The following is an 18,651-nucleotide window of genomic DNA, read 5'->3' as shown; positions in this document are numbered from 1 at the left end:
TACGCCATGACAACAGTTTTAATGGTGTTAAGTTCTGCTATCGAGATTTACTCGTGGGCACTGATTATTTACATTCTCCTATCATGGTTTCCTGGTGCAAAGGAATCATCTTTTGGAGAGTTCTTGGCGCGAATTTGTGAACCGTATTTAGAACCATTCCGCAGATTTATTCCGCCGCTGGGTATGATTGATATTTCTCCACTCGTTGCGATTTTTGCGTTAAAACTTGCTAAAAGTGGTTTGTTCAGCTTGTTCGGCTATTTCTTATAGTAAGAGGTTAAATACATGAGCATTTACGAACATTTTAGGCCTGATGAAGAGGTCTTTGTAGATAAAGTGCTAGAGTGGAAGCGAACGGCGGAGTACCATCAAGTGAAATTAACAGATTTCCTTGATCCAAGACAGCAACAAATTGTTTCTATGGTAATTGGACAAGGAGATGTTGCTGTGCAATTTGGTGGTGCAACGCCTAATGCAGAGCGTAAAAGAGCACTCATTTATCCAGACTATCTAGAATTAAATGAAGAAGAATTTCAAGTAGAAGTATTAGAAATTGACTATCCTTCCAAGTTTTATACGCTAGAACATAGGCAAATATTAGGTACATTTATGTCTCTTGGTTTAACGAGAGAAAAATGTGGTGATATTTTGCTGCAAGAAAATCGTGCCCAAATTGTAGTTGCGAAAGAAATCGTATCGTACATTGAGATGAACTTACAAGCAATAGGAAAAGTAAAAGTCTCCTTATCAGCAGTACAAGGAGAACAAATTCTACAGATACATGAAACGTGGGGGGAGAAATCTGGAACGGTTTCTTCACTTCGTTTAGATGTTATGTTAGCTGAAATGTTACATTTATCTAGACAGAAAGTACAACCTTTCATTAAAAATGGTTTAGTAAAAGTTAATTGGAAAATAGTGGAACAAACTTCTTATGAATGTTATCCAGGAGACGTTTTCTCTGTTAGAGGATATGGCCGAAGTAAATTATTTTCTGTAGAAGGTAGAACAAAACGCGACAAATGGAGAATTTTGTATGGTATACTAAAATGATTGGTTTTTTAGAAGGAAATCCTCCTATTTTGTCGAAGAAAAGATATAATTGAAAGAGGAAATTTAGATAACTACTTGGAGGTGGCGTTGTGCCGTTAACACCATTAGATATTCATAACAAAGAATTTGGTCGCGGATTCCGTGGCTATGATGAAGATCAAGTAAATGAGTTTCTTGATCAAATTATCAAAGATTATGAATTGGTCATTCGTGAGAAAAAAGCTTTAGAAGAAAAAGTTGCGCAGTTAGAAGGGAAGTTAGATCATTTCTCTAATATTGAAGATACGTTAAACAAATCTATCGTTGTTGCGCAAGAAGCAGCGGAAGAAGTAAAACGTAATGCGCAAAAAGAAGCGAAATTAATTGTGCGTGAAGCTGAAAAGAATGCTGATCGTATTATTAACGAAGCATTAGTAAAATCAAGAAAAGTTGCTTTTGATATTGAAGAGTTAAAGAAACAAGCGAAAGTATTCCGAACTCGTTTCCGTATGTTATTAGAAACACAGCTTGAAATGTTAAACAACGATGATTGGGATAAACTAATTGAGTTAGAAGACGAAGTAGATGAACTGTTGAAAAAAGAAGAAACAGTGTAAGCTTGACGTTTTTCTCATTATTACATATAATTTTAAACAACATATTTATTAAGAAAAACGAAGATAGGGATAAGTACCTTTTCAAACCTTATATAGCGAACTGAGGACGGTGTAAGCTCAGGATAAGGAGATAGTGGGAATATCACCCTGGAGTTCCGCGCTGAACAAATAGAGTAAGCGTAGGCGTGTATTCGCGTTAAGAATATAAGAGGATTCTATACATATGTATATGATCTACTAGGGTGGTACCGCGGGAGACTTTCTCGTCCCTTTTTGGGATGAGAAAGTCTCTTTTTTATTCCGTTTTTTAAGTATTTCTTATATACATGTAAGGAGGAATTGAGCATGGAGTACAAAAATACATTACTGATGCCGAAAACAGAGTTCCCAATGCGTGGGAACTTACCAAAACGTGAGCCTGCAATGCAAGAAAAATGGGCTGAAATGAATATTTACGAAAAAGTACAAGAACATACAAAAGGTCGTCCTTTATTTGTATTGCATGATGGACCTCCATATGCGAATGGTGACATTCATATGGGACATGCATTAAATAAAGTATTAAAAGACTTTATTGTTCGTTATAAATCAATGACTGGTTTTAGTGCGCCATATGTTCCAGGATGGGATACGCACGGTTTACCAATTGAACAAGCTTTAACAAATAAAGGTGTAAAGCGTAAAGAAATGACAGTTGCTGAGTTCCGTAAGTTATGTGCAGAGTATGCATATGAACAAGTAGAACGTCAACGTGAACAATTTAAGCGTCTAGGTGTACGTGCAGATTGGGATAATCCATATATTACTTTAGAGCCCGCTTATGAAGCACAACAAATTAAAGTGTTTGGTGACATGGCGAAAAAAGGTTATATCTATAAAGGTCAAAAACCAGTTTACTGGTCTCCAACGAGTGAATCTGCTTTAGCAGAAGCTGAAATTGAATATCAAGATAAAAAATCAGCATCTATTTACGTAGCATTCCCTGTAAAAGATGGAAAGAACGTATTAGAAGGTGATGAAAAGTACATCATTTGGACAACAACACCTTGGACATTACCTGCAAACTTAGGTATTTCTGTTCACCCAGAGCTTGAATATAGCATTGTAAAAGTAAATGATGAGAAATATATCATTGCTTCTGAGCTGTTTGAGACAGTTGCAAAAACGTTAGAGTGGGAAAATGCTGAAGTTGTGAAAACAGTAAAAGGTAGCGAACTGGAGTACACAGTTGCAAAACATCCATTCTACGATCGTGATTCATTAGTAATGCTAGGAGATCACGTAACAACAGATGCAGGTACAGGTTGTGTTCATACAGCACCAGGACACGGGGAAGATGACTTCGTTGTTGGTAAAAAGTATGGATTAGAAGTACTTTGCCCAGTTGATGATAAAGGTGTATTAACAAATGAAGCACCTGGATTTGAAGGCTTATTCTATGATAAAGCTAACAAGCCAATTACAGAAAAATTAGAAGAAGTAGGCGCGTTACTGAAACTAACATTCATTACGCATTCATACCCACATGATTGGAGAACGAAAAAACCAATTATTTTCCGTGCGACAGCACAGTGGTTTGCATCTATTGAAGCATTCCGTAAAGAATTAATAGAAGCTGTAGCGGAAACAAAATGGGTACCAGCATGGGGAGAAACTCGTCTTCATAATATGGTTCGTGACCGTGGTGACTGGTGTATTTCTCGTCAGCGTGCATGGGGTGTGCCAATTCCGGTATTCTATGCTGAGAATGGCGATCCAATTATTACAGATGAAACAATTAACCATGTAGCAGATTTATTCCGTGAACACGGTTCTAACGTATGGTTTGAGCGTGAAGCGAAAGATCTATTACCAGAAGGATTTACACATCCAGGTAGCCCAAATGGCGAATTCCGTAAAGAAACAGACATCATGGATGTATGGTTCGATTCAGGTTCTTCTCACCAAGCTGTATTAGAAGAGCGCGAAGATTTACAGCGTCCAGCTGATTTATATTTAGAAGGATCTGACCAGTATCGTGGTTGGTTTAACTCTTCATTATCAACAGCAGTTGCTGTAACAGGTAAAGCTCCATATAAAGGCGTACTAAGCCACGGTTTCGTACTAGATGGTGAAGGACGTAAAATGAGTAAGTCGATTGGAAACATCGTCGTACCGAAGAAAATCATGGATCAATTAGGCGGAGACATCTTACGCTTATGGGTATCTTCTGTTGACTATCAATCTGACGTACGTATTTCAGATGATATTTTAAAACAAGTAGCAGAAGTGTATCGTAAAATCCGTAACACATTCCGTTTCTTATTAGGAAACTTAGACGACTTTAAGCCAAGTGAAAATGCAGTAGCTGTAGCTGAGCTTCGTGAAGTAGATCGTTACATGTTAGTGAAATTAAATGACTTAATTACAAAAGTTAAAGAAGCATATGAGACATACGATTTCGCTGCTGTGTATCATGCAATTCATAACTTCTGTACAATTGATTTAAGTTCATTCTACTTAGATTTTGCAAAAGATATTTTATACATTGAAGGTGCAAACCACGAAGATCGTCGTGCAATTCAAACTGTATTATATGATGTTCTTGTTGCGTTAACGAAACTTGTAACACCAATCTTACCGCATACAGCTGATGAAGTATGGCCATACATTCCAGGCGTAACAGAAGAAAGTGTACAATTAACTGATATGCCAGAAGCTGTACAATTATATGACGCGGAAGCATTAAAAACAAAATGGGATGCATTTATGACATTACGTGATGACGTGTTAAAAGCACTAGAAGTAGCTCGTAATGAAAAAGTAATCGGTAAGTCATTAAATGCAAGCATTACGCTATATCCAACTGCAGAAATGAAAGCTATGTTAGAGTCTATTAGCGAAGACTTAAAGCAATTATTCATCGTTTCTGAGTATAAACTTGGTGGTATGATGGAAGAAGCGCCAGCAGATGCACCGAAGTATGAACATACAGCGGTTGTTGTTGCTCAAGCAACTGGTGAAACATGTGAACGTTGTTGGGTAGTTTCAGAAACAATTGGTAAAGATGCTGAACATGAAACATTATGTGAGCGTTGTGCAACAGTTGTGAAAGAAAACTATGTAAAATAATAAAAAACTGACTGCTATTTATGCAGTCAGTTTTTTATTTTGATGATATATCAAAATAACTTTCAGGCTCTTTCCTGTGAAGGAAAAATGTGTGTGAGGTAAGCAAATAAATTTCGGACACACTAACTGTACATTACAGCTAGGAGGAATGTACACGTGAATGAAATCTACATGGAAATAAAAGAAGAATTGCAATTGATGAGAAAAGAGTTGCAAGAGAGACTAGCTAAAGAAGTAATGCACAAATATGATGTCGAGTTCAGCCAAGAGCTTGGATATGAAATTAAGGAAGAGATAAAGAAAAAATTGCTATTACATGATATAAAAGAGGATTTAAAGGATGTAGAACGTGCATTATTTAAAATGGAAATAGACATGTACGGTATTTGTGAAGAGACCGGGAGATTAATTTCGACAAAGCAAATGAAAACAATGCCGACTGCCCGAACAATTCATGAATTTTTCTATGAAAAGGTAAATGTATGAATACGCACAACGATATTATATTACCTTTTTTTAATTTATTTTATTCTTCTATAAAGGTTCATTGTGAAAAGGTAGCAGCTATGCTAAAATTTTGAGGTACACTGTCTTTGTGGGGGAAATGAAAATGATATATTATGTAATAGCGTTATTTGTCATTGCTATCGATCAAATATCGAAGTGGTTAATTGTAAAGAACATGGAATTGGGTACGAGTATTCCGATTATCGACAATGTATTATACATAACATCACATCGAAATAGAGGCGCTGCCTGGGGTATTTTAGAAAATAAAATGTGGTTCTTCTACATTATTACAGTTGTTTTTGTAGTGTTTATCGTATTTTATATGAAAAAGTATGCGAAAACAGATAAGCTTCTAGGTATTTCGTTAGGCCTAATTTTAGGCGGGGCAATTGGTAACTTTATTGATCGTGTATTTAGACAAGAAGTAGTGGATTTCATTCACGTGTATATTTTCTCGTACAACTATCCAGTATTCAATATAGCTGATTCAGCGTTATGTATTGGTGTTGTATTAATTATTATTCAAACATTATTAGAAGGCAAGAAAGCGAAGGAGTAATTGAATGAGTGAAGTAGTACAAGTAACAGTTGTAGAAGAGCAAAAAAATGAGCGAATTGATAAATTCGTTGCAGGAATAAATAACGAATGGTCACGTTCACAAGTACAGCAATGGATTAAAGATGATGTTGTGACAGTAAACGGGAAAGCAGTAAAAGTGAATTATAAAGTAAAAGAAGAAGATGAAATTACAGTAACGATTCCTGATCCAGAAGCGTTAGATATTCAACCAGAAGATATGAATTTAGAAATTTATTATGAAGATGCAGATGTGCTTGTTGTAAATAAACCACGTGGTATGGTTGTACATCCAGCGCCAGGACATACAAGTGGTACGCTTGTAAACGGCCTTATGCACCATTGTACAGATTTATCAGGTATCAACGGTGTAATGCGTCCAGGTATTGTGCATCGTATTGATAAAGATACATCTGGATTATTAATGGTTGCTAAGAATGATATGGCGCATGAATCACTTGTAAATCAACTTGTAGCAAAAACAGTAACAAGACGTTACAAAGCAATTGTGCACGGTGTTATCCCGCATGATAAGGGGACTATCGATGCACCAATTGGTCGTGATAAGAAAGAGCGTCAAAGTATGACAGTTGATGAAAATGGTAAAAATGCTGTTACTCACTTCCAAGTGTTAGAACGCTTTAAAGACTTTACACTTGTAGAATGTCGCTTAGAAACGGGACGTACGCACCAAATTCGTGTTCATATGAAATATATTGGCTATCCACTTGCAGGAGATCCGAAGTATGGTCCCAAGAAAACGTTAGATATGAATGGACAAGCACTTCATGCAGGTATTTTAGGCTTTGATCATCCTCGTACTGGTGAATATATTCAGTTTGAGGCACCGATTCCAGAAGTATTTGAAGAAGCATTAAATATTTTACGGAAATAGTATTGACAAATCACAAGAAAACTGAGATACTGACAACAGTTAAATAATGATCCTTTAACACAGCCCCGTGAGGTTGAGAAGGTAACGGTTTGAAATACTTAGGGTATGCTGTACCCTTTTTTCAAAAGTCCTCTCGCACACGCTGAGAGGACTTTTTTTATACCATTACTCTCACGCAAGAAAAAAAGCTTGGAGGTGTAGAGCATGCAAGAGAAAGCTGTCGTTTTAGATGACCAAATGATTCGCCGTGCTTTAACACGAATTAGTCATGAAATCGTGGAACGAAATAAAGGTGTCGATAATTGTGTTCTTGTCGGAATTAAAACTCGTGGAATTTTTATTGCACAACGTTTGGCAGAACGAATTGGTCAAATTGAAGGAAAAGAAATGGAAGTTGGAGAGTTAGACATTACGTTATATCGTGATGATTTAACACTGCAATCCAAAAATAAAGAACCACTTGTAAAAGGTTCTGATATCCCTGTAGATATTACGAAGAAAAAAGTTATCCTTGTGGATGACGTGTTATATACAGGAAGAACAGTTCGAGCAGCAATGGATGCTCTTATGGATTTAGGTAGACCATCTCAAATCCAACTGGCGGTTCTTGTTGATAGAGGTCATCGTGAACTACCAATTCGCGCTGATTATGTAGGAAAGAACATTCCAACATCAAGTGAAGAGCGTATCGAAGTTGATTTGCAAGAGACAGATCAACAAGATCGAGTAAGCATATACGATAAGTAAAGCCCTTTTAAATGTAGTCCTGTGAGGCTGCCAAAGGGTCTTGGCTTTCATATGTCAAATTTGGCATACGAAAGTGTAGGACTCTTTGTGCACAGGCACAAAGAGTTTTTTTATTGCAAAGATTTAAACTGAAGGAGGATGTAACAATGGAACAAAAGCCAGTGTTAGACGTTAATGAAGTACCGAAACCGGGAAAATGGTTATTTTTGAGTATACAACATTTGTTCGCGATGTTTGGATCAACAGTGCTTGTTCCGTTTTTAACAGGATTGAATCCATCAGTAGCATTAATATCAAGTGGATTAGGAACGTTAGCGTTTCTTCTTATAACGAAAGGTCAAGTACCTGCCTATCTAGGATCATCATTCGCCTTTATCGCACCGATTATAACAGCGAAAACGGCAGGTGGACCGGGAGCAGCAATGCTTGGTGGTTTGCTAGCAGGGCTTGTGTACATCTTAATCTCACTCGGAATTAAGAAATCAGGATCAGAGTGGATTATGAAATTACTTCCGCCAATCGTAGTTGGACCGGTAGTAATGGTAATCGGTTTAGCGTTAGCACATACAGCAGTTAATATGGCGATGAACGGTGCGGATGGCAAATATAGCTTTATACACTTTTCAGTAGCATTAGTAACATTAGCAATTACAATTATATGCTCGATATTCGGAAGAGGATTTTTCAGTATCATACCAGTGTTACTTGGCATTATCGGCGGATATATCTTCGCTTACTTCCAAGGGCTAGTAGACTTAAAGCCGGTAGCTGAGGCAAAATGGTTTGTTGTACCAGATTTCACAGTACCATTTGTCACATACACACCAGAGTTTTCATGGAAGATTGTACTCTTGATGGTACCAGTTGCACTAGTAACAATATCAGAACATATCGGACATCAAATTGTACTTGGAAATGTTATTAAAAGAGATTTAATTGAAAAACCAGGTTTACACCGTTCGATCTTCGGTGACGGAGTAGCAACATTAATCGCATCACTAATCGGTGGGCCACCGAATACAACGTATGGTGAAAACATCGGTGTGCTAGCAATTACGAGAGCATACAGTGTATACTTATTCATCGGTTCAGCAGTATTCGCAATCATGTTCGGATTTATAGGTAAGATTTCTGCGCTGATTCATTCGATCCCAACACCAGTTATGGGTGGGGTATCAATCTTACTATTCGGTGTAATTGCATCAAGCGGATTACGCATGATGGTAGATGATAAAACAGATTTAAGTGACAAACGAAACTTAATGATTGCATCAGTAATACTAGTAATCGGTATTGGTGGAGCGGTACTTCACATAGGAGAATCGTTCCAAGTAGAAGGAATGGCACTAGCAGCAATTGTAGGTGTACTGTTAAATCTACTACTACCGGAAACGAAACAAATAAAACAACCTAAGCAGATTGCTTCATAATAATAACCTTTTAATTCAGTCCTGTGAGACAGAAAAGGGTGGCTTCTTCCTTGCACCCTAGTCTTACATGATTAGGGTATTTTTATACAAATGTTGTTATAAAAATACAAAAGTGGTAACATAAAAATCAGAAAGATGAGGGATGACGATGAGCCATTTGTTAACGATGAGTGAATTATCGGAAGTAGAAATTTCAGAAATCCTAAAAGACGCAGAAGATTTCGCGAATGGAAAAGAGAGCAAAACGACAGAGCAAACTTTTGTTGCGAACTTGTTCTTTGAGAATAGTACGAGAACGAGATTTAGCTTTGAAGTTGCTGAGAAGAGATTAGGACTAGATGTTTTAAACTTTTCAGCGGATGCATCTAGCGTACAAAAAGGAGAAACTCTATACGATACGATACGAACACTAGAATCAATCGGAACAAAAGCGGTGATCGTCCGCCATGAGCAAGATCGCTACTTCGATGAACTAAAAGATCAGGTAAATATCCCAATCTTAAACGCTGGAGATGGATGTGGAAACCACCCAACGCAGTGCCTACTCGATCTTCTTACAATTAAACAAGAGTTTGGAAGATTTGAAGGATTAAAGATTGCGATAGTAGGAGATGTTCGTCATAGCCGAGTAGCACGTTCTAATGCAGAAGCATTAACGAAACTGGGTGCAACAATTTACTTTGCAAGTCCAGAAGAGTGGAAAGATGAAGACAGCACATTTGGAACATACAAACCATTGGATGAACTTGTTCCAGAAGTGGATGTAATGATGTTACTTCGTGTACAACATGAGCGTCATGATCAGTATGAAACAGACATTATGAAAGAGTATCATGAGAGACACGGATTAACAGTGGAAAGAGAAAAGCGTATGAAAGAAGGAAGCATTATTATGCATCCAGCTCCTGTAAACCGTGATGTTGAAGTTGCAAGTGAACTTGTTGAGTGTGAGCGTTCACGCATATTTAAACAAATGGAAAATGGAGTTTACGTAAGAATGGCTGTACTAAAACGCGCCTTACCAAATGTATTAGGAGGAATGAAACATGAATTACTTGTTTAAAAATGGTCGTTATATGAATGAAGAAGGAAAAATCGTAGCAACAGATCTTCTCGTACAAGACGGTAAAATCGCTAAGGTAGCAGAAAATATTACGGCAGATAATGCTGAAGTAATCGAAGTGAACGGAAATTTAATCGCACCTGGATTAGTAGATGTACACGTACATCTTCGTGAACCAGGTGGTGAACATAAAGAAACAATTGAAACAGGTACACTAGCAGCGGCAAAAGGTGGATTCACTACAATTTGCTCAATGCCAAATACACGCCCAGTACCAGATTGCAGAGAACATATGGAAGACCTGCAAAAACGTATTAAAGAAAAAGCGCATGTCAACGTACTACCATACGGAGCAATTACAGTACGTCAAGCTGGTTCTGAAATGACAGATTTCGAAACATTAAAAGAACTTGGAGCATTTGCTTTCACAGATGACGGCGTAGGCGTACAAGATGCTAGCATGATGTTAGCGGCTATGAAACGTGCAGCGAAATTAAATATGGCAGTAGTTGCGCACTGTGAAGAGAATACGCTTATTAATAAAGGTTGTGTACATGAAGGGAAGTTTTCTGAGAAACACGGATTAAACGGTATCCCATCAGTATGTGAATCTGTACATATTGCAAGGGATATACTGCTTGCTGAAGCAGCAGATTGTCACTATCACGTATGTCACGTAAGTACAAAAGGTTCTGTACGTGTAATCCGTGATGCGAAACGAGCTGGAATTAAAGTAACAGCAGAAGTAACACCACATCACCTAGTGTTATGTGAAGATGATATCCCATCAGTTGATCCTAACTTTAAAATGAACCCACCGCTTCGTGGAAAAGAAGACCATGCAGCATTAATTGAAGGATTACTAGATGGAACGATCGATATGATCGCAACTGACCATGCACCGCATACAGCGGAAGAGAAAGCACAAGGAATTGAAAGAGCGCCATTCGGAATTACTGGTTTTGAAACAGCATTCCCACTTCTATACACAAACCTTGTGAAAAAAGGAATTATTACATTAGAGCAGTTAATTCAATTCTTAACAGAAAAGCCAGCTGATACATTCGGCTTAGAAGCAGGTCGCCTGAAAGAAGGTAGAACAGCTGATATTACAATCATTGATTTAGAACAAGAAGAAGAGATTGACCCAACAACATTCTTATCAAAAGGAAAAAATACACCATTCGCAGGTTGGAAATGCCAAGGATGGCCGGTAATGACAATCGTTGGTGGTAAGATCGCATGGCAAAAGGAGAGTGCATTAGTATGAAAAGACAACTTATCTTAGAAGATGGAACAGTATTAATTGGAAAAGGTTTCGGAGGCGAAATTGAAAAGTCAGGTGAGGTTGTATTTACAACAGGAATGACTGGATATCAAGAAACATTATCTGATCCATCATATTGCGGTCAAATCGTAACATTCACGTACCCATTAATCGGAAACTACGGCATTAACCGTGACGATTTTGAATCGATTCACCCATCTGTAAATGGCTTAATCGTAAACGAAATTTGTGATCACCCATCAAACTTCCGTAATGAAATTTCGTTAAATGATTACTTAAAAGAAAGAAATATCCCAGGGTTAGCAGGAATTGATACAAGAAAATTAACGAGAAAAATTCGTCAATACGGTACATTACGTGGACGTCTATGTAACATGGATGCAGATGTAGAATACATCGTGAGCCAATTAAAAGCGACAGTATTTACAGATCACGTGAAACGCGTATCAACGAAAGATCCATACCCAAGCCCAGGCCGTGGACACCGAGTTGTACTTGTAGACTTCGGAATGAAACATGGTATTTTACGAGAATTAAACAAACGTGACTGTGATGTAATTGTAGTACCTTACAATACAACAGCAGAAGAAATTTTACGCCTTAGCCCAGATGGAATTATGTTAAGTAACGGACCTGGAGATCCGAAAGATGTACCAGAAGCAATTGAAATGTTAAAAGACATTATCGGTAAAGTTCCTTTATTCGGAATTTGCTTAGGACATCAACTATTCGCTCTAGCATCTGGTGCGAATACAAGTAAGTTAAAATTCGGTCACCGTGGTTTAAACCATCCAGTAAAACATCTTGCAACTGGAAAAGTAGCAATTACATCTCAAAATCATGGTTACGCAGTAGAAGAAGAATCAGTTAAAAATACAGAACTTGAAATTACACATGTCGCTTTAAATGATGGAACAGTAGAAGGTCTTCGTCATACGAAGTTCCCAGCATTTACAGTGCAATACCATCCAGAAGCTTCAGCAGGACCAGAAGATGCAAATGATTTATTCGAAGATTTCTTAGAAATGATTGAAAACTTCAAGAAAGAAGGGGAAGAGTTATGCCAAAACGCCTAGACATTAACACAATTTTAGTAATCGGATCAGGACCAATTGTAATTGGGCAAGCAGCAGAGTTTGACTACTCTGGTACACAAGCTTGTCAATCTCTTAGAGAAGAAGGTTACAAAGTAATCCTTGTTAACTCTAACCCAGCAACAATTATGACAGATACTGCAACAGCAGATAAAGTATATATAGAACCATTAACACTAGAATTCGTAAGCCGTATCATTCGTAAAGAACGTCCAGATGCAATCTTACCAACATTAGGTGGTCAAACAGGTTTAAACATGGCTGTTGAACTTGCGAAATCAGGCATACTTGAAGAGTGTGGAGTTGAAATTTTAGGAACGAAATTATCAGCAATTGAGCAAGCGGAGGATCGCGATTTATTCCGTACATTAATGCAGGAATTAAATGAACCAATTCCATCTAGTACCATCATTCATACGCTAGAAGAAGCACATGAATTTGTAAAAGAAATTGGATATCCAGTTATTGTTCGCCCAGCATTTACAATGGGGGGAACAGGTGGCGGAATCTGTAGTAATGAAGAAGAACTAATTGAAATCGTATCAGGTGGATTAAAACATAGTCCAGTAACACAATGTTTATTAGAAAAGAGCATTGCTGGTTGTAAGGAAATTGAATATGAAGTAATGCGTGATTCAAATGATAACGCGATTGTAGTATGTAATATGGAAAATATCGATCCAGTTGGAGTTCACACAGGTGATTCTATCGTAGTAGCACCGAGCCAAACATTAAGTGACCGTGAATATCAAATGTTACGAAACACTTCATTACGAATTATTCGTGCATTAGGAATTGAAGGTGGATGTAACGTTCAGCTTGCACTTGATCCACATAGCTTCCAATACTATGTAATCGAAGTAAACCCGCGTGTAAGTCGTTCATCTGCACTAGCATCTAAAGCAACTGGATATCCAATTGCGAAGCTAGCGGCAAAAATTGCAGTCGGTCTAACATTAGATGAAATTATAAACCCAGTAACGCAAAAAACATACGCTTGCTTCGAGCCAGCATTAGACTATGTCGTTTCAAAAATTCCGCGCTGGCCATTTGATAAGTTTGAATCAGCAAACAGAACACTGGGTACACAAATGAAGGCAACTGGTGAAGTTATGTCAATCGGACGTAACTTAGAGCAATCATTATTAAAAGCGGTTCGTTCTTTAGAACTTGGCGTTTATCACTTAGAGTTAGAGCATTTAAAAGAACTTGATAAAGAAACAATGAAAAAACGCATTATAAAAGCTGATGATGAGCGACTGTTTATTGTAGCAGAAGCAATTCGTCAAGGTGTAACGAAAGAAGAAATCAACGAATGGTGTGAAATGGACTTCTTCTTCTTACAAAAAGTTGAAAACATCGTAAATATGGAACGTGAAGTAAAAGCGAATGTAGGAAATATGGAAGTACTACAAACTGCGAAAGAAATGGGCTTCAGCGATCACTACGTTGCAGCAGCTTGGAATAAAACAGAGCGTGAAATTTACGATATGCGTAAAGAAAGCAATATAACTCCTGTTTATAAAATGGTAGATACTTGTGCGGCAGAGTTTGAATCTGCAACACCATACTACTACAGCACATATGGTGACGAGAATGAATCGGTTAGAACAGATCGTAAGAGTGTAGTAGTTCTAGGATCTGGTCCAATCCGTATCGGTCAAGGTGTTGAGTTTGACTACGCAACTGTTCACTCTGTATGGGCAATTAAAGAAGCTGGATATGAGGCAATCATTGTTAATAACAATCCAGAAACAGTTTCAACAGACTTCAGTATTTCTGACAAATTATATTTTGAACCATTAACAATTGAAGATGTAATGCACATTATCGATTTAGAAAAGCCAGAAGGTGTTATCGTTCAGTTCGGTGGACAAACGGCAATTAACTTAGCGGCGAAATTAGAAGAACACGGTGTGAAAATTTTAGGAACATCACTTGAAGATTTAGACCGCGCAGAAGATCGTGATAAGTTTGAAGCAGCTCTAACACAGCTTGGTATCCCGCAACCAGTTGGTAAAACAGCAACAACTGTAGAACAAGCAGTAGCAATCGCTGAAGAAATTGGATATCCAGTATTAGTAAGACCGTCTTACGTACTAGGTGGACGTGCGATGGAAATCGTATATCGTCAAGAAGAATTACTGCACTACATGAAAAATGCAGTTAAAGTTCATGCAGAGCATCCGGTATTAATTGACCGTTACATGGTTGGTAAAGAAATTGAAGTAGATGCAATTTCAGACGGTGAGAATGTATTCATTCCAGGTATTATGGAACATATTGAACGCGCTGGAGTTCACTCTGGTGACTCAATTGGAGTATACCCACCACAAAGCTTATCTGAAAAACTAAAAGAACAAATCATTGAACATACAATTGCACTTGGAAAAGGTTTAAACATTGTTGGATTACTAAATATCCAGTTCGTAGTATTCAAAGATCAAGTGTACGTAATTGAAGTAAACCCACGTGCGAGTCGTACAGTACCGTTCTTAAGTAAAATTACGGGCGTACCGATGGCGAATGTTGCAACGAAAGTTATTTTAGGTCAAGACTTAGTAGAGCAAGGATACGGAACTGGTTATCACCCAGAAGAGAAAGAAGTATATGTAAAAGCGCCGGTATTCTCGTTTGCGAAACTACGCTCAGTTGATACAACATTAGGACCTGAAATGAAGTCAACAGGGGAAGTAATGGGTAAAGACTTAACGCTTGAAAAAGCATTATACAAAGGATTAGTTGCTTCTGGAATTAACATCCCAACGCACGGATCAGTAATCATCACAGTAGCGGATAAAGATAAAGAAGAGGCAATGGAAATTGCAAAACGTTTCCACGAAATCGGTTATAACTTATTAGCAACAGCTGGAACAGCACAATCGTTAGCAGAGCAAAATATTCCAGTGCAAGTGGTAAACAAAATTGATTCTGAAGACTATAACTTACTTGATATTATCCGTCAAGGAAAAGCACAGTTTGTAATCAATACATTAACAAAAGGCAAACAACCAGCGCGTGATGGTTTCCGCATTCGCCGTGAATCAGTAGAAAATGGTGTGGCTTGCTTAACATCACTTGATACAACGAGAGCAATCTTACGAGTATTGGAATCTATGACATTCTCAGCTCATTCAATGAAAGAAATTACGCAAACAAAGCGTCACGAGGTGGTACATGCATGATGCAAAAGCAAAATATGATTGTCGTTAACCAAAAAGAAATCGCAAAAAACATTTACGAATTAGTGCTTCAAGGAACGTTAGTACAGCAAATGAACGAACCAGGGCAGTTTGTACACATTAAGGTAGCAGAGGGCATTGCGCCCCTTCTGCGCCGCCCAATTAGTATTTGTAATGTAGATCAAGAGAAGAACGAATTTACAATGCTATATCGTGCCGAAGGACAAGGGACAAAAACATTAGCAACTAGAAAACAAGGTGAAATGATAGATGTACTAGGACCATTAGGACACGGTTTTCCTGTAGAAGAAGCAGAAGCTGGTCAAACAGCTTTACTAGTAGGCGGGGGAATTGGTGTACCACCACTTTATGAATTATCACAGCGCCTCGTTGCAAAGGGTGTAAGTGTGATTCACATCTTAGGTTTTCAAACGAAAGATGTTGTTTTCTATGAAGAAAAATTTGCAGAACTTGGTGATACGTACGTTGCGACAGTAGACGGTACACACGGTACAAAAGGATTTGTCACAGATGTAATTGATAATTACGGAATCGAATTTGACATTCTTTATTCATGTGGCCCGTTAGCGATGCTTCGTGCATTAGAAGGACGTTACAAAGAGAAAAAAGCATATATTTCATTAGAAGAGCGTATGGGCTGTGGTATTGGAGCTTGTTTCGCATGTGTATGCCACTTACAAGAAGATCCAAGTGGACATTCTTACAAGAAGGTGTGTAGCGACGGACCAGTATTTCCAATCGGGGAGGTTGTACTATGAACAGATTGCAAGTTGAATTACCAGGATTATCATTAAAAAATCCAATTATACCGGCATCTGGATGCTTTGGATTTGGTCGTGAATATGCACAGTTTTACGATTTAAGTGTACTAGGATCAATCATGATTAAAGCGACGACAGAACAACCACGTTATGGAAATCCAACGCCTCGTGTTGCTGAAACACCAGGCGGCATGTTAAATGCAATCGGACTTCAAAACCCGGGATTAGACAAAGTAATGAATTCGGAATTACCATGGTTAGAACAATTTGACCTTCCAATTATTGCAAACGTTGCAGGCTCACAGGCTGAGGATTACGTAGCGGTTGCGAAGGAAATTTCTAAAGCGCCTAATGTCCATGCACTAGAATTAAATATTTCTTGTCCAAACGTAAAAACAGGTGGTATCGCCTTTGGTACAAATCCTGAAATTGCTGCTGATTTAACGAAGCGAGTAAAAGAGGTTTCTGAAGTACCTGTATACGTGAAATTGTCACCGAACGTGGCAAACATAGTGGAAATTGCAAAAGCGATTGAAAATGCAGGTGCAGATGGTTTAACGATGATTAATACATTGCTTGGTATGCGTCTAGATTTAAAAACAGCTAAACCAATTTTAGCAAACCGTACAGGCGGATTATCAGGTCCTGCGATTAAGCCAGTAGCAATTCGCATGGTACATGAAGTAAGCCAAGCGGTTAACATTCCAATTATCGGAATGGGCGGTATTGAAACAGCGGAAGATGTAATTGAATTCTTCTACGCTGGCGCAAGCGCAGTTGCAGTAGGTACAGCGAACTTTATCGATCCGTTCGTATGTCCGACAATTATTGAAGAGTTACCAGCATTACTAGATGAATTAGGATTTGATCATATTTCGGAATGTCAAGGAAGGAGCTGGAAGCAAACATGTCACAGTCGTTAATCGTTGCACTAGATTTTCCAGGGAAACAAGAAGTAGAACAATTCTTACACCACTTTGAAGGGGAAGAGTTATTTGTCAAAGTAGGTATGGAGTTATTTTACAAAGAAGGCCCTGCAATTATTACGTACTTAAAAGAAAAAGGACATAAGATTTTCCTAGATTTAAAACTTCATGATATTCCGAATACAGTAAAAAGCGCTATGCGTAGCCTAGCTAGTCTAGATGTTGATATGGTAAATGTTCATGCTGCTGGGGGAAGTAGCATGATGAAAGCTGCGATTGAGGGATTAGAGGAAGGTAAGCAAGAAGGAAAAGAGAGACCGATTTGTATTGCAGTTACACAACTAACAAGCACTTCGGAAGCTATGATGAAAAAAGAGATTGGCATTGAGAAAACGTTAGAAGAAGCGGTTGCTCATTATGCAAAATTAACGAAAGACAGTGGACTTGATGGCGTTGTTTGTTCAACACTTGAAGTTCCAAAATTACGTGAGGTATGCGGAAATGAATTTGTAACAGTAACACCGGGGATTCGTCTTGCAAGTGATGATGTTAATGACCAAGTGCGCGTAGCAACACCGAAACGTGCGAGGGAACTTGGCTCAAGCTACATCGTAGTTGGGCGCAGTATTACGAAAGCAGAAAATCCGCTTGAAGCGTATAAAACAGTAAAACAACAGTGGGAAGGTGTAACAGTATGAAAAAAGAAATCGCATCGCATTTATTAGAAATTGGAGCAGTATTTTTACAACCGAATGATCCATTCACTTGGTCTTCAGGTATGAAATCACCAATTTATTGTGATAACCGTTTAACTTTATCTTATCCAAAAGTACGTCAAGCGATTGCAGCTGGATTAGAAGAGTTAATTAAAGAGCACTTCCCAACTGTAGAAGTTATTGCAGGAACAGCAACTGCTGGTATTGCGCACGCTGCATGGGTAAGCGGTCGTATGGATTTACCAATGTGCTACGTACGTAGTAAAGCAAAAGGTCACGGTAAAGGGAACCAAATTGAAGGAAAAGCTGAAAAAGGTCAAAAAGTAGTAGTAGTAGAAGACTTAATTTCAACTGGTGGTAGTGCAATTACGTGTGTAGAAGCACTTCGCGAAGCTGGCTGTGAAGTATTAGGAATCGTATCAATCTTCACATACGAGCTAGAGTCAGGAAAAGAAAAATTAGAAGCAGCTAACGTAGCATCATATTCTTTAAGTGATTACAGTGCATTAACTGAAGTTGCAGCAGAAAAAGGTATGATCGGACAAGCTGAAACGAAAAAATTACAAGAGTGGCGTAAAAATCCAGCTGACGAAGCTTGGATCACAGCGTAACATAAAAAAAGACGACTGCGGGGGAACGCAGTCGTCTTTTTTATCATTGTTAAAAATTCAAGTAAAGTCC

At 38.2% G+C, this 18,651-nt stretch carries 17 protein-coding genes and 1 other annotated feature; all 17 genes read left to right on the top strand.

The features are described 5' to 3' along the window. Window positions 1-6: 6 nt before the first annotated feature. The 17 genes from DOS87_RS21710 (at window position 7) to pyrE (ending at window position 18,581) form a co-directional block, all read left to right on the top strand. Window positions 7-270 carry a YggT family protein gene (locus DOS87_RS21710; RefSeq protein WP_000214323.1) on the top strand — a complete coding sequence of 88 codons (264 nt, stop codon included), beginning with the start codon at window positions 7-9 and terminating at the stop codon, window positions 268-270. A gap of 15 nt (window positions 271-285) precedes the next feature. Further along, entirely contained in the window at window positions 286-1,053 is a 768-nt protein-coding gene (locus tag DOS87_RS21705) for a YlmH family RNA-binding protein (protein ID WP_000029712.1), read from the top strand. Window positions 1,054-1,142: 89 nt separating this feature from the next. Then, entirely contained in the window at window positions 1,143-1,649 is a 507-nt protein-coding gene (gene divIVA / locus DOS87_RS21700) for a septum site-determining protein DivIVA (RefSeq protein WP_001131611.1), read from the top strand. 51 nt (window positions 1,650-1,700) lie between these two features. Next, window positions 1,701-1,923, top strand: a binding site (T-box leader). A gap of 71 nt (window positions 1,924-1,994) precedes the next feature. Then, on the top strand, window positions 1,995-4,760 hold the full coding sequence (gene ileS2, locus DOS87_RS21695; RefSeq protein ID WP_000455954.1) for an isoleucine--tRNA ligase: 2,766 nt from the start codon (window positions 1,995-1,997) through the stop codon (window positions 4,758-4,760). A gap of 156 nt (window positions 4,761-4,916) precedes the next feature. Then, window positions 4,917-5,246, top strand: a complete 330-nt coding sequence (locus tag DOS87_RS21690; protein WP_001002956.1) for a TraR/DksA C4-type zinc finger protein — start codon at window positions 4,917-4,919, stop codon at window positions 5,244-5,246. Window positions 5,247-5,370: 124 nt separating this feature from the next. Then, entirely contained in the window at window positions 5,371-5,829 is a 459-nt protein-coding gene (gene lspA, locus DOS87_RS21685) for a lipoprotein signal peptidase LspA (RefSeq protein ID WP_000642180.1), read from the top strand. A 4-nt stretch (window positions 5,830-5,833) separates the two neighbouring features. Then, window positions 5,834-6,742, top strand: a complete 909-nt coding sequence (locus DOS87_RS21680) for an RluA family pseudouridine synthase (protein WP_000005854.1) — start codon at window positions 5,834-5,836, stop codon at window positions 6,740-6,742. 204 nt (window positions 6,743-6,946) lie between these two features. Further along, window positions 6,947-7,489: a bifunctional pyrimidine operon transcriptional regulator/uracil phosphoribosyltransferase gene (gene pyrR, locus DOS87_RS21675; RefSeq protein ID WP_001156491.1), complete on the top strand. Its 543-nt coding sequence runs from the start codon at window positions 6,947-6,949 to the stop codon at window positions 7,487-7,489. A 146-nt stretch (window positions 7,490-7,635) separates the two neighbouring features. Continuing rightward, window positions 7,636-8,919 carry a uracil permease gene (gene uraA, locus DOS87_RS21670; RefSeq protein ID WP_016098906.1) on the top strand — a complete coding sequence of 428 codons (1,284 nt, stop codon included), beginning with the start codon at window positions 7,636-7,638 and terminating at the stop codon, window positions 8,917-8,919. A gap of 148 nt (window positions 8,920-9,067) precedes the next feature. Then, the gene (gene pyrB / locus DOS87_RS21665) at window positions 9,068-9,982 is read left to right on the top strand and encodes an aspartate carbamoyltransferase (protein ID WP_086402774.1); all 915 of its coding nucleotides are present in this window, start codon (window positions 9,068-9,070) and stop codon (window positions 9,980-9,982) included. Then, window positions 9,966-11,252 carry a dihydroorotase gene (gene pyrC / locus DOS87_RS21660; RefSeq protein ID WP_001108387.1) on the top strand — a complete coding sequence of 429 codons (1,287 nt, stop codon included), beginning with the start codon at window positions 9,966-9,968 and terminating at the stop codon, window positions 11,250-11,252. Before pyrB ends, pyrC begins: the two co-directional genes overlap by 17 nt. Continuing rightward, window positions 11,249-12,346, top strand: a complete 1,098-nt coding sequence (locus DOS87_RS21655) for a carbamoyl phosphate synthase small subunit (RefSeq protein ID WP_000828669.1) — start codon at window positions 11,249-11,251, stop codon at window positions 12,344-12,346. Before pyrC ends, DOS87_RS21655 begins: the two co-directional genes overlap by 4 nt. Then, the gene (carB, locus tag DOS87_RS21650) at window positions 12,331-15,549 is read left to right on the top strand and encodes a carbamoyl-phosphate synthase large subunit (RefSeq protein WP_001126139.1); all 3,219 of its coding nucleotides are present in this window, start codon (window positions 12,331-12,333) and stop codon (window positions 15,547-15,549) included. The genes DOS87_RS21655 and carB overlap by 16 nt, the downstream gene beginning before the upstream one ends. Continuing rightward, window positions 15,546-16,325 carry a dihydroorotate oxidase B electron transfer subunit gene (pyrK, locus tag DOS87_RS21645; RefSeq protein ID WP_098577801.1) on the top strand — a complete coding sequence of 260 codons (780 nt, stop codon included), beginning with the start codon at window positions 15,546-15,548 and terminating at the stop codon, window positions 16,323-16,325. The genes carB and pyrK overlap by 4 nt, the downstream gene beginning before the upstream one ends. Continuing rightward, window positions 16,322-17,251: a dihydroorotate oxidase B catalytic subunit gene (gene pyrD / locus DOS87_RS21640; protein ID WP_001081049.1), complete on the top strand. Its 930-nt coding sequence runs from the start codon at window positions 16,322-16,324 to the stop codon at window positions 17,249-17,251. The genes pyrK and pyrD overlap by 4 nt, the downstream gene beginning before the upstream one ends. Next, complete coding sequence (pyrF, locus tag DOS87_RS21635) at window positions 17,236-17,952, top strand: orotidine-5'-phosphate decarboxylase (protein WP_000083509.1); 717 nt, start codon at window positions 17,236-17,238, stop codon at window positions 17,950-17,952. The genes pyrD and pyrF overlap by 16 nt, the downstream gene beginning before the upstream one ends. Further along, entirely contained in the window at window positions 17,949-18,581 is a 633-nt protein-coding gene (pyrE, locus tag DOS87_RS21630) for an orotate phosphoribosyltransferase (RefSeq protein WP_000711463.1), read from the top strand. The genes pyrF and pyrE overlap by 4 nt, the downstream gene beginning before the upstream one ends. The last annotated feature ends 70 nt before the right edge of the window (window positions 18,582-18,651 follow it).

Origin of the sequence: Bacillus sp. CR71 (assembly GCF_003429245.1) — a bacterium.
Lineage (GTDB): Bacteria > Bacillota > Bacilli > Bacillales > Bacillaceae_G > Bacillus_A > Bacillus_A thuringiensis_S.
Note: the sequence above shows the minus strand (reverse complement) of the source record. Positions and strands in the feature narration are given on the sequence as shown.